A 12198-nucleotide genomic window follows, 5' to 3' on the forward strand; every position below is an offset into this window, starting at 1 on the left:
TGGAACGATGAGCAACTGATGGCCGAATCGAACGAGGCCGCGACGCAGCGGGGCATGTTCACCGGGGTCGCCGCAGAACTGGTGGCGGCTGGTTTCGATGGTCCGGAGGAGGTCGGCCGCGGCGGCTTCGGCATCGTCTACCGCTGCCGCGAATCCGCCCTCGAACGATCGGTCGCGGTCAAGGTACTCACCTCCGAGGTCGGCGGCGACGAGCGCATCCGATTCCTGCGGGAGCAGCGAGCGCTGGGCCGGTTGTCCGGGCATCCGAACATCGTCCAGATCCTGCACGTCGACATCACCGCGACCGGCCGCCCCTATCTGGTCATGCCGTTCTGCGCGCGGGGTTCGCTGGACCGGCTGCTGCGCGCGAACGGGCCGCTGCGCTGGCCGGACGCGGTATCGATCGGGGTGAAGATCGCCGGCGCGCTCGCCGCCGCGCACGCCCGCGGGATGGTGCATCGCGACGTGAAACCCGGCAACATCCTGCTGACCGACTACGGCGAACCGCAGCTGTCGGATTTCGGCATCGCCCGGTTCGGCGACGACGCCACGATCACCTCGGCGCTGGTCCACGGCACACCCGCCTTCACCGCGCCGGAGGTGCTGCACGGCGCCACGCCGACCGTGGCCGCCGATGTCTACGGGCTGGCAGCCACCCTGTTCTGCCTGCTCAGCGGCCATTCTCCGGCGCAGTCGCACGGCACCGGCCCGCGGCACGACATCTCGGCCGCCGAACTGGCCCGCATCGCCGCGGGCGGGCCGCCGGATCTGCGCGAGCACGGCGTTCCCGACGCGGTCGCGACGGTGCTGGAGAACGCGCTGGCCGTCGCCCCGGGCGATCGCCCGGCCTCGGCGATCGAATTCGGTGAGCGGTTGCGCGAGGCACAGCGCGTCACCGGTCAGCCGATCGACGTGATGGCCGTCCCCGCGGCCCCCGGCGACGCCGACACGGCGCCCGCGGCGCCGATCGCGGGTCCCCCGACCCAGCCCCCGCCGCCGTTCGCGGCGACGAAGTTCCGCCCGCCCGCGGCCACCCGGACCGCGATCGACCGGCCCCGGCTGCTGGACGTGCTGCGCGGCGGCGAGCAGCGGCGGCTGGTGGTCATCCTCGGCCCGGCCGGTTTCGGCAAGACGACGCTGGCCGCGCAGTGGGCCCGGCAGTTGCGCTCCGAGGGCGTGCCGGTGGCGTGGCTGACCGCCGATCCGGACGACGACAACGTGGTCTGGTTCCTCACCCATCTGGTCGAGGCGATCCGCGGGGTGCGGCCCGAGATCGCCCGGGAGCTGGTGGCGGTGCTGCAGGAGCGATCCACCGACGCCACCCGTTCGGTGCTGTCGACCCTGATCGACGAGATCCACGAGAGCGGACAGGCGGTCGTGCTGGTCGTCGACGACTGGCAGCGGGTGCACAGCGTCAGCACCCGGGCCGCGATGGCCTATCTGCTCGAACACGGCTGTCATCATCTGCGGATCGTGCTGGTGGGCCGGGATCGCTCGGGGCTGCCGCTGAGCCGACTCATGGTGGACGACGAACTGGTCGAGATCGACACCACCGCACTGCGTTTCGACCCGGCCGAGACCGGCGACTTCCTGATCCGGGCCTCCGGGCTGGAGCTGGATCCGAAGGAGGTCGGCCGGGTCCGGGAGTCCACCGAGGGCTGGCCCGCCGGGCTGCGACTGGCCCAGTTGTCGCTGTCCGGCCGCGCGGATCCGGCCGGCTTCATCGACAACCTGAGCGGCCGCCACCACGCCATCGGCGAATATCTGACCGAGAACGTGCTGGAATCGCTGGATCCGGAACTGCTCGACTTCCTGATGGCCACCACCGTGACCTCCCGGATCTGCGCCGGCCTGGCCGGCGCGCTGTCCGGCCGCGCCGACAGCCGGGCCCTGCTGGAGCAGATCGCCGATCGCAACCTGTTCCTGCAACGGCAGGACGACAACGACGACTGGTTCCGCTATCACCGGCTGTTCAGCGACCACCTGCAGCGCCGGCTCGGCTATCTGGATCCCGACCAGGTGCCGGTCCTGCACCGGCGGGCCTCGGCCTGGTTCGCCGACCACGAGCTGCTCACCGAGGCGGTCGATCACGCACTGGCCGCGGGCGACGAGGAGCGGGCGGTGGATCTGGTCGAATCCCGTGCCATGCGGCTGGTCGAGGCGTCGCAGATGGCCACCTTCCTCGGGCTGATGGCCAAACTGCCGAGCCCGCTGACCGACGACCGGCCGCGCCTGCAACTGTGCGTCGGCTGGGCGAACGCCGGCCTCGGCCGCAGTGCGCGGGTTCGCGCCGCGCTGGCCCGGGCCCGCACCGCGCTGACGACGAATCCGCCGCCGGTGCCGGAGCAGGTCGCGCGCCGGGCCGAGGCGGACCTGATCGCGGGTGTCGAGAGCTATATCTCCGATCGCTTCGAACCGGTGCCGGATTCGGTGACCTCGAACCTCGACATCCTGCCCGAGGCGGGAATGGCCCTGGCGGCGGCCGATCTCGCGGCGATCGACGCGTTCAACCGGTTCGACACGGCCGCGATGGACCACTGGTATCGGACCGCGATGCATCTGGCCCGGAACATGCCGCCGTTCGCGATGATGCATCCGCACTGCATCCGGGGCCTGGCCGCCGCGGAACAACTCGACATCGAGGCCGCCGAGGAGCATTTCGCCGCCGCAGCGGGGGCGATGGCCGGCAGCTCGGAGCTGCGCGGCCGCGCCGCCGTGCTGGCCGGTGCGCTGCTCGGCGGACTGCGCTACCAGCAGGGCCGGCTCGCCGAGGCCGACACCCTGCTGACCGCCGCGGCGACCGAGCACCGGCACCCCGGTACCGGCGATTTCCTGATCTGCGCGTACGGGACCGGTGCGCGGCTCGCGGCCGCGCGCGGCGACACCGAGCGCGCCGCGCATCTGCTGGCCACCGGCGACCGGTTCGCCACCGAACTCTCGATGCCCCGGGTGGCCGCCCGCATCACCAACGAGCGGGTGCGGCTCGGGCTGCCGATCGCCGACGAGGTGCGCGAGCGGCTCGGCCGGCTGCCGGTGTACCGGCAGCAGCCGACCCGGGTGCTGGCCGCGACCGCCGAACTGGATCAGGATTCGGCGATCCGGTTGCTGCTGGCCCAGGGCTCGGCCGCGGCCGTGACGCAGGCCTGCGAACGCGCCGCACAGCTGGTGCGGGAGATCCAGCCGCAGCATCGCGCCGAGGCGCTCGTGGACGCGCAACTGCTGCACGCCTGCTGCCTGTGGGCCGCCGGCCGGCCCGCGGAGGCCAGGACCGCGGCCCGGCCGGCGGTGCTGCTGTGCACCGAGCGCGGGCTGCCCCGGCCGATCGCGGACGCGGGCACCGGAATTCCCGATATCGTCGCCACCCTGATCCCGGCGACGGCTCCCGGCGAGTAGGGCCGACTGCCGGTAGTCCCATTGCGCCGCAACCGATTCGGCGCGGTATCGAAAATCAGTGCGCCCCACCGAGTTCCAGGGCCAGCACCCCCAGGATGAGCAGGCCGATCCCGCCGATCTGCACCGCGGTGAGCCGTTCGCCGAGGAACAGCGCGCCGATGATCGCCACCGCCACCACACCCACCGCCGACCACACGCCGTAGGCGACGCCGACCGCCATGCCGCGCTTCAGCGCCTGTGACAGGAAGAAGAACGCCGCCAGGTAGCCGATCACGACCACCACGGCCGGCCCCGGCCTGGTGAAACCCTCGGACAGTTTCAGCGATATCGTCGCCGACACCTCGGACGCGATGGCCAGCGCCAACAGCACGAACATCATGTCCGCACGATACGGTCAGCGCAGCCGGGCACGGGCCTCGGTCGCCGTCTGCCGGACCTCGTCGAGCTGCTTCGCGACCTGGACCCCGGCGGTGCCGCCGCGAGCGTTGCGGGAGGCGATGGAACCCTCGACGGTGAGGACCTCGCGCACCTCCCCCGACAGCGCCGCGTCGATGGCGGCGAACTCGCCGTCGGTCAGCTCGGCCAGCCCCACCCCGCGTGATTCCGCCAGTCGCACACAGGCTCCCGCCGCCTCGTGCGCGTCACGGAACGGAACTCCCCGGCGGACGAGCCATTCGGCGATATCGGTGGCGAGTGTGTAACCGGCGGGGGCCAATTCGGCCATCCGCCGCGGGTGGAAGGTCAGGGTGGCGACCAGGCCGGCCAGCGCGGGCAGCAGCAGTTCGAGCTGGGCGACCGAATCGAAGACCGGTTCCTTGTCCTCCTGCAGATCCCGGTTGTAGGCCAGCGGCTGGGCCTTCAGCGTGGCCAGCAGGCCGGTGAGGTTGCCGATCAGGCGGCCGGACTTGCCGCGGGTCAGCTCGGCGACATCCGGATTCTTCTTCTGCGGCATGATCGAGGAGCCGGTGGACCAGGCGTCCGCCAGCGTCACGTAGCCGAATTCCGGTGTGCTCCAGATGATCACCTCTTCGGCGAGCCGGGAGAGGTCGACGGCGATCATGGCGAGCACGAACGCGGCCTCGGCGGCGAAATCGCGCGCGGAGGTGGCGTCGATCGAATTGGCCGCCGCCGCATCGAATCCCAGATCCGCGGCGATCGCCTCCGGATCGAGGCCGAGCGAGGAGCCGGCCAGCGCACCGCTGCCGTAGGGCGAGATCGCCGCGCGCTTGTCGAAATCGGCCAGCCGGTCGAGGTCGCGCAGCAGCGGATGAGCGTGCGCGAGCAGCTGATGCGCCAGCAGCACCGGCTGTGCGGACTGCAGGTGGGTCTTACCGGCCATCACCACGTCCGGATGCGCGGCGGCCTGCGCCACCAGGGCGTCGACCACCGCCAGGAGGCCGGCGCCGATGCGGCGGGCGGCGTCGCGCAGCCACATCCGGAACAGCGTGGCCACCTGGTCGTTGCGGGAGCGGCCCGCGCGCAGCCGGCCGCCGAGTTCGGGGCCGACCCGGTCGATCAGGCCGCGTTCCAGCGCGCCGTGCACATCCTCGTCGGATTCCGCGGCGGTGAAGGCCCCCGAGGCGACATCGGCGGCGAGCCGGTCCAGGCCGTCCTGCATACCGGCCAGCTCGGTGTCCGACAACAGCCCGGCCTTGTGCAGGACCCGGGCGTGGGCCTTGGAGGCGCGAATATCGTAGGGCGCCAACGCCCAGTCGAAATGGGTCGACTTGCTCAGCGCCGCCATCGCTTCCGCCGGGCCGGCGGCGAACCGGCCGCCCCACAACGCCCCTTCGTTGGTGCTGCCACCCTGGCTCATCGCTGCGTCGTCTCTCCTCACCCGCGGATCGCGGTCAACAGTGTGTGTCGGTCGATGTCGGCGGTCTCGTCCGCCGTACCCGTACGGCCGTGTGCGGCCAGGACCTCGGCCAGGCTGGTGGTCGATACCGTCCAGCCGTGCCCGGCGAACCAATCCGCCGGATCGCTGCGGTTGTCCTCGTCGTACCAGAGGTTGTCCATGTCGAGCTCGATGCCGATGTCGGCCAGCAGCTTCGTGCGGGCCGCCCGCTCGTGCTCCGAGCGCCGCGACCGGACCTGCCCGGTGTTCAGGGCGATCCGGCTGCCGGGGGCGGCGAGCCCGTCGATGTTGTCGAACAGGCGATCCAGGGCGTCGGCGGGCAGGTACCGCAACAGCCCCTCGGCCAGCCAGGCGGTCGGGGCCGAAGTGTCGAAGCCGTTGTCCCGCAATGCCTTCGGCCAATCGTGCCGGAGGTCGACGGCCACCTCACGGCGATCGACGGCCGGCGCCACTCCGGTCAGCGCTTCGGCCTTGAACGCCAGCACCTTCGGCTGATCGAGCTCGAAAAGCACGGTGCCGGAAGGCCATTCGAGCCGGTAGGCCCGTGCGTCCAGGCCGGCGGCCAGGATCACCACCTGCCGCAGCCCGGCGGCGGTCGCGGCGGCGAAGTACTCGTCGAAGTAGACCGTGCGGCCGACCAGGAAGGCGCCGTTGCCCGCACCCGCGCGGCCGAGCTCCTGCCGCCGCCGCGCGAAGTCGCCGTCGAGCAGCCGCGTCCAGCCGGAGCTACCGGTGGCACGCACCAGCCGCTCCGCGTAGGGGTCGTGGAACAGGGCGTCGTCGCGGCGGGTCTCCGCGGCGCGCATGGCCGCCACGCCGAGCGCGGTCGCGCCGACGCTCTCGGTGATCTCCCAGCTGTCGTCGTCGGTTCGCACCACGCCTCCTGTCGGACTCCCTCGGATATACGTCGCGACCACCGGCTTGCGGCGGGCGAACGCCATCCGACGGTACGCCTGGGCCGCCGCGGCGGCGCGCGGCGGCCGACCGGCGCGGCGGACCGCTACTTCTTGTTCAGGTCCCGGCGGGCGGCGACCTTCGAGGACAGGCCGTGGATCTGCACGAAACCCTTCGCCAGCGACTGGTCGAAGGTGTCACCCTCGTCGTAGGTGGCCAGGTTGAAGTCGTACAGCGACTGCTCGCTGCGGCGGCCGTTGACCACGGCGTTGCCGCCGTGCAGCACCATCCGGATATCGCCGGAGACGTGCTCCTGGGTGTCGCGGACGAAGGCGTCCAGGGCCCGCTTCAGCGGCGAGTACCAGAGGCCGTCGTAGGCCAGCTCGCCCCAGCGCTGCTCGATCTGCCGCTTGTAGCGGCCCAGTTCGCGCTCGAGGGTGACGTTCTCCAGCGCCTGGTGCGCGGCGATCAGGGTGATCGCGCCGGGCGCCTCGTAGATCTCGCGGCTCTTGATGCCGACGAGCCGGTCCTCGACCATGTCCAGGCGGCCCACGCCCTGACGGCCGGCGCGGCGGTTCAGCTCGACGATCGCCTCCAGCACGCTGACCGGACGGCCGTCGATCGCGACCGGCACACCCTTGTCGAAGGTGATGATCAGCTCGTCGGGCGCCTCGAAGTTGACGGTCGGGTCGACGGTGTAGTCGTAGACGTCCTTGGTGGGCGCGTTCCACAGGTCCTCGAGGAACCCGGTCTCGACCGCGCGGCCCCACACGTTCTGGTCGATGGAGAACGGCGACTTCTTGGTGACGTTGATCGGGAGGTCGTTCTCCTCCGCGAAGGCGATGGCCTTCTCCCGGGTCCAGGCGTAATCGCGGACCGGGGCGATGACGGTCAGGTCGGGGGCCAGCGCGCCGATGCCGACCTCGAACCGCACCTGGTCGTTGCCCTTACCGGTGCAGCCGTGCGCGACGGTACCGGCGTTGTGGAATTTGGCGGCCTCGACCAGGTGCTTGACGATCAGCGGGCGGCTGATCGCCGAGACCAGCGGGTACTGACCCTGATAGAGCGCATTGGCCTGGATGGTGGGCAGGCAGTAGTCGTCGGCGAACTCGTCGCGCGCGTCGACCACGACCGCCTCGACCGCGCCGCAGTCGATCGCGCGCTGTCGCACGACGTTCATGTCCTCGCCGCCCTGCCCCAGATCGATGGCGACCGCGACGACCTCGGCCCCGGTCTCCTTGCCGATCCAGCTGATGGCGACGGAGGTGTCCAACCCGCCGGAGTAGGCGAGTACGACGCGATCGGCCATGTTCATGCGCTCCTCAGAATTTTGTACGAATGGGCAGCCCGCTCCACCTGCAAATGATTATGCACGATGATGCAAGCCCATTCACAACCGGGGGTGGCAGTCGGTTCAGCTGTCCTTCGGCGCCGCCGGATCGACACAGTAGTTGCCGGGCCCGGTACACGGCGACAGGATCGTCGTGAAGTACTGGAACGCCGACCACAACAGGATCGGACCGGCCACCAGCGCCGCGCCGGTGATCGTGCCGACCGCGCCGATCAGCGCGATACCGGCGATGCAGCCGATGATCCCACCCGGCAGCATGCCGGTCAGCAGCGTGGTCACCGCCGCGGTCACCGAGCCGACGATCGCACCGGCCAGGCAGCCGAGCCCGCCGCCGACGATCGCCCCGACCACCGCGCCCACCACCCCGGCGATGGTGGCCCGCTGCGAGAAGGCCGTCAGTTCCTGCTGATCGCGCGGGGTGAACGATTCGACGGGCCGGGCCCGCGGCACGACCGGGTCCGGAACTCCCGCGCTGGTCACCGGAGTCAGCCGCACGGTGTCGCCGTCGATCTCGGCGTCGATCGGGAAGGCCACGTCGTCCTTGCGGTAGGACAGCGGCAGCGAGTCGACCACGGTGTCGCCGTCGCGGACGAGCAGGCTGTCGCCGTCCGGGTCGAAGTCGGCGTCGGCGGTGGTGAGCAGTACCGAATCGCCGTCGCGGGCGATTTCGTACCACCTGCCGTCGATCGTGACGGACCGTCCCGGCGCGGGTGGCGGATCGGCGGCGGCCACGCCACCGGTGAGCAGGACGACGGTCACGGCGATCGCGAACGAGACACCCGGTTTCATGGTCTGCGCACCTTCCCTCGATCCGGACCGCGGAAGGCCGTGCTACCGAAGCACTTCCGAGGACCGGGGCAACTTGTTCGGCACGAGCGCACCAAGAGTAGGGCCGGGCGCACCGGCCCCGGGCGGATTCGCCGAACAATTCCGATCGGCCATGATTACCGAAAAATTGCCCTAGAGTGGAGGATTCGGCCCGATGGGGACCGGGCACGAAAGAATCGGGCGTGCCACCGAATTCGGCGGCACGCCCGATTGCGCGCGGCGGCTACTTCGCGTCGGCCGGCTTCGGCGCGGCCGGGTCGACGCAGTACGCGCCGGGCCCGCCGCACGGCGACAGGATGGTGCTGAAGTACTGGTAGGCCGACCACAGCACGATCGGGCCCGCCACCAGGGCCGCGCCGGCGAGGGTGCCGACCGCGCCGACGGTCGCGGCGCCCGCGATGCAGCCGACGACGCCGCCGGGCAGCACGCCGGCGAGCAGGGTGGCGATCGCGGTGGACACCGAGCCGACGATCGCGCCGGCGATGCAGCCGAGCCCGCCGCCGACGATCGCGCCGATCACCGCGCCGGTGACGTTGGCGATGGTGACGCGGGAGGAGAACGCCGAGAGCTCCTGCTGGTCACGCGGGGTGAACGATTCGGCGGCGTGCTGCGCCCGGGCGATGTCCTGCGCGGTGATCGGGTTGTCGACCGGGGCGCCGCCGGTGGTGGCCGGGGTCAGCCGCACGGTGCCGCCGTCGACCCGGGCGTCGATCGGGAAGGCCACGTTGTCCTTGCGGTAGGACAGCGGCAGCGAGTCGACGGCCGCGCCGCTCTCGTCGTCGACGACCAGGCTGCCGTCGACGGCCCGGAAGCTGCCGTTGTCGGCCGTCAGGACGACGGTGTCGCCGTCGCGGCCGACCGTGTAGTGCACGCCGTTCGCATCCACGTCCTGGGTGTCGGTGACGATCGGCTGGGCGAGTTGCTGTGCGGGCGCCGGATCGGCATTTGCCACGCCACCGGCGATGGTCACCGCGCTGATCACGAGCGCGAGCGAGACCGTGAGCTTCCTCATCTACTGTCTTTCCGTTCCTGGTCCGTCATTCGTATCGCGTTGTCTCCGACGCGCATACGAGTGCGGAGTATCACTTCGTCGAGAGCCGGTATCCGGGCTCCTCACCTGCCTTGTCACCACCCGCCGGCAGGCTCGCGCCGAGAGGGGCGCGAGCCGGGCAGAGGAACACCCCGGGATCCGGAACGGCGCCGGTGAACGCGCGCGAGTTTCCGATCTTCGTGGTCCCGAAGGTGTCTGTAACAATTTGCGCAGACAAAGTAACCAAAGGATTGCCGAATGGCAAAGATTGTTCTCGTGTGAATCTGAACATTTGCCGCGCGGAATTCATCCGATGTCATTCGCGCGAGGAGGTACCCGGCATCTGCGGACGGACACGGACATCGGTTCGATTCGGGCACACAAGTGGACAATTGCCCCAAAGTTACTGGCATTCAACGAATTCGCCGGGAACGGTGGCGCGGGATATGTCACGCTGGGACGGACCATCCCTCGGTAGGCAGAAGGACGTGGCGAATGTTGTCGACGTTTGCGGGTATCTTCAGCACCATCGGTTCGGACGTACTGTCCCTGGGGCAATCGATCTTCACCCTCATCGGCGATCTCGCGAATCAGGGCGGCTACGGCTACGGCGGTTACGGCGGCGGCTACGGCGGCTTTCCGCCCGGTCAGTATCCACTGGCGTGACCGGCGGTGCGTGTGCCCGGCCCGGGTCGCCGGGCCGGGCACACGTCAGTCCACGGCGGCGCGCTCGGATTCCAGCGCCACACCCAGCGCGTCCAGCACGGCCGCCGGCGGCGGTAACCGCAACCGGCCCGGCTGCGGTTCCCGGGCCCACCGCCAGCCGAATCCCGTGTCGGACATGGGCAGTAGCACCGATCTGCCGGCCGGGTGCACGGTCACCGCGTGGTCGCCGAACCGGTCCGGGGCGTCGGCGGGTTCGGCCGCACCGGGCCGCCTTCCCGCCACCAGGAACGTCCACATCGTGTCCCGTGGATCCGTGACCACCGGTCCGCAATGGTTGCTGAGTAGCTGCAGGACCCGGGAACCCACCCCGGCGGGCATACCGATCGCGCCGATCACACCGCCACACACCACGGCCGGCCGACCGGCCACCAGCCGCACCGGAAGTCCGAAACGGAAACGCAACAGGTGCGTCACATCATATGGTGTGCAACAGGATTCGAACATCGGCGCTCCCTCCGAGCGGCGCGGCGGTCCGGACCCGCACCATCGAACCAGGAATCGATTTCCGATCCGTTGCTCCCCTGTTGCGACCACATTGCCTGCAATTGCCAGATGATTGCCGTTCGGCCACGGTGGCGGTTCAGTCCCGCAGCTCCGCGAGGGCGTGGTGCAGATATCGGGCCAGATCCCAGACGTCGGGCACACTGTCGGGACACGCCACGATACCGACATCGAGATGGCCGTCGAACGAGATGGCCGTGATGTTCAGTCCGCCGGACAGATCCGTCAGCACCGACACCGGATAACCGGCCAGCACCGGAATGCCCCCGGCGTACAGCGGCAACTGCGGACCCGGGACGTTGGAGATGATCAGATTGGTCAGCGGCAGCGCGGGCGCGGCGGCCCGCAGCAGCGCCCGGGTGGCGGCGCCGTGCGCGAACGACGGCATCAGCCCCGCGGCCTGGTGCAGGACCGTCGGCGTCCCGGCCCGGAACTTCTGCTTCGACTCCAGCAGCCCGGCGTGCAGCAACTTCAGCCGATGATGCGGATCCGCCTCGCCGATCGGCAACTCGCACAACATGACCGAGAACTGATTGCCGGCCGTACCGGCCTGTTCGGCGGTGCGCACCGAGATCGGCACGGCGGCCAGCAGCGGAGCGTCGACCGCGACGTCGTGATCGATCAGCCAGCGCCGTAATGCCGTGGTGCACAACGCCATCACCACATCGTTGACGGTGCCGTCGACGCTGCGCTTGATCTCCTTGATCGGCGCCAGCGGCAGCGAGGTGTAGGCGATACTGCGGCGAGCGGTGTTGGTGGCGTTGAACGGAACATCGGGATGCTTCTTGCGCAGATCCGCCAGCGCGCGCAGCAGCGTGGGCGCGACCCGCGCGGGGGTGCGCACCCGCTCCGCCTGCCGCCCGACGACCGTGCCGACACTGCGCGCGATCATCTCGACCGCACCCGGCGTGTGGTGCAACCGCACCCCGTCCACGGGCAGCGGCGGCGGCACCGGCTCGGGTGAGACGTCGAACACGGCCGCGAAGATCTCCGCCGCCGACACCCCGTCGATGACGGCGTGGTGCACCTTGGCGTACAGCGCCTGCCGGCCGCCGGTCAGCCCCGAGACCAGATAGCACTCCCACAGCGGCAGATCGCGATCCAGCGGCGGTTCGTGCAACCGCGAGATGAGCTCGCCGAGTTCCTCGTCGCCGGCGTCGTCGCCGAGCCGGACCTCCCGCACGTGCCGGCCGAGATCCACGGTGGCACAGTCCTCCCAGTACGGCCGGTCCACGCCGAACGGCACGGTCCGCAGCCGCCAGCGCAGCGCCGGAACCAGATGCAGCCGCTCGGCGAACAGGCGCCGCACCGCCGCCGCGGTCAGCGGCGCGGGCGCGGTGGCCGAATCCAGCAGGGCCAGAACGCCGATGTGCAGCGGGGTCGTATCGAGGTCGGCATCGAGCAGGTGATGATCGAGCGAAGTCAGCTGGCGCGCTGCGGCGGTCGACCGTGCGGCCGTAACCCGGTGCACCGCATCGTCCGTCGGCGGGGGCGGCGATACATCCCGGGCGGTGTCCGGCCGAATGTACTGCCACAGTTGACTTTTCACGATTTCGATGGGATTCGACGAGCTGTCGGCGGGACGGTGCTGGGAACGGGTCATGAGTTGTCTCCGGACGC

10 protein-coding genes are annotated in these 12198 nt (G+C 70.4%); 2 read left to right on the forward strand and 8 right to left on the reverse strand.

Features of this window, described 5'->3' with window-relative positions:
- The first annotated feature begins 18 nt into the window (after positions 1-18).
- Entirely contained in the window at positions 19-3393 is a 3375-nt protein-coding gene (locus G361_RS44735; RefSeq protein WP_036495651.1) for a serine/threonine-protein kinase, read from the forward strand.
- 55 nt (positions 3394-3448) lie between these two features.
- Here the strand turns inward: G361_RS44735 and G361_RS0123945 are convergent, their stop codons facing one another.
- The 6 genes from G361_RS0123945 to G361_RS0123970 all read right to left on the reverse strand — a co-directional run bounded on the left by G361_RS0123945 (position 3449) and on the right by G361_RS0123970 (position 9333).
- On the reverse strand, positions 3449-3772 hold the full coding sequence (locus G361_RS0123945) for a multidrug efflux SMR transporter (RefSeq protein ID WP_019929651.1): 324 nt from the start codon (positions 3770-3772) through the stop codon (positions 3449-3451).
- A 15-nt stretch (positions 3773-3787) separates the two neighbouring features.
- Complete coding sequence (gene argH / locus G361_RS0123950) at positions 3788-5209, reverse strand: argininosuccinate lyase (protein ID WP_026343420.1); 1422 nt, start codon at positions 5207-5209, stop codon at positions 3788-3790.
- Between the two features lie 17 nt (positions 5210-5226).
- Positions 5227-6123, reverse strand: coding sequence for a class I SAM-dependent methyltransferase (locus G361_RS44740; RefSeq protein WP_036495652.1), 897 nt, complete (start codon positions 6121-6123; stop codon positions 5227-5229).
- A gap of 125 nt (positions 6124-6248) precedes the next feature.
- Positions 6249-7451: an argininosuccinate synthase gene (locus G361_RS0123960; protein WP_026343421.1), complete on the reverse strand. Its 1203-nt coding sequence runs from the start codon at positions 7449-7451 to the stop codon at positions 6249-6251.
- Positions 7452-7556: 105 nt separating this feature from the next.
- Positions 7557-8282, reverse strand: a complete 726-nt coding sequence (locus G361_RS47220) for a hypothetical protein (RefSeq protein ID WP_019929655.1) — start codon at positions 8280-8282, stop codon at positions 7557-7559.
- A gap of 262 nt (positions 8283-8544) precedes the next feature.
- Positions 8545-9333, reverse strand: coding sequence for a hypothetical protein (locus G361_RS0123970; protein ID WP_019929656.1), 789 nt, complete (start codon positions 9331-9333; stop codon positions 8545-8547).
- Between the two features lie 513 nt (positions 9334-9846).
- Between G361_RS0123970 and G361_RS49690 the strand changes: the two genes are divergently transcribed.
- Entirely contained in the window at positions 9847-10017 is a 171-nt protein-coding gene (locus G361_RS49690) for a hypothetical protein (RefSeq protein WP_019929657.1), read from the forward strand.
- A 45-nt stretch (positions 10018-10062) separates the two neighbouring features.
- Here G361_RS49690 and G361_RS44750 read toward each other — a convergent pair whose 3' ends face one another.
- Positions 10063-10491, reverse strand: a complete 429-nt coding sequence (locus G361_RS44750; protein ID WP_019929658.1) for a hypothetical protein — start codon at positions 10489-10491, stop codon at positions 10063-10065.
- Positions 10492-10657: 166 nt separating this feature from the next.
- Positions 10658-12181: a wax ester/triacylglycerol synthase family O-acyltransferase gene (locus G361_RS0123985; protein ID WP_019929659.1), complete on the reverse strand. Its 1524-nt coding sequence runs from the start codon at positions 12179-12181 to the stop codon at positions 10658-10660.
- Positions 12182-12198: the final 17 nt, after the last annotated feature.

The sequence above is a fragment of the Nocardia sp. BMG111209 genome (assembly GCF_000381925.1).
GTDB lineage: Bacteria > Actinomycetota > Actinomycetes > Mycobacteriales > Mycobacteriaceae > Nocardia.

Excerpts from the sequence above, each read along its gene's own strand:
- G361_RS44735 (WP_036495651.1), top strand. The coding sequence starts at position 19 with ATGGCCGAATCGAACGAGGCCGCGACGCAGCGGGGCATGTTCACCGGG.
- G361_RS0123945 (WP_019929651.1), bottom strand. The coding sequence starts at position 3,772 with ATGATGTTCGTGCTGTTGGCGCTGGCCATCGCGTCCGAGGTGTCGGCG.
- argH (WP_026343420.1), bottom strand. The coding sequence starts at position 5,209 with ATGAGCCAGGGTGGCAGCACCAACGAAGGGGCGTTGTGGGGCGGCCGG.
- G361_RS0123960 (WP_026343421.1), bottom strand. The coding sequence starts at position 7,451 with ATGGCCGATCGCGTCGTACTCGCCTACTCCGGCGGGTTGGACACCTCC.
- G361_RS47220 (WP_019929655.1), bottom strand. The coding sequence starts at position 8,282 with ATGAAACCGGGTGTCTCGTTCGCGATCGCCGTGACCGTCGTCCTGCTC.
- G361_RS0123970 (WP_019929656.1), bottom strand. The coding sequence starts at position 9,333 with ATGAGGAAGCTCACGGTCTCGCTCGCGCTCGTGATCAGCGCGGTGACC.
- G361_RS49690 (WP_019929657.1), top strand. The coding sequence starts at position 9,847 with ATGTTGTCGACGTTTGCGGGTATCTTCAGCACCATCGGTTCGGACGTA.
- G361_RS0123985 (WP_019929659.1), bottom strand. The coding sequence starts at position 12,181 with ATGACCCGTTCCCAGCACCGTCCCGCCGACAGCTCGTCGAATCCCATC.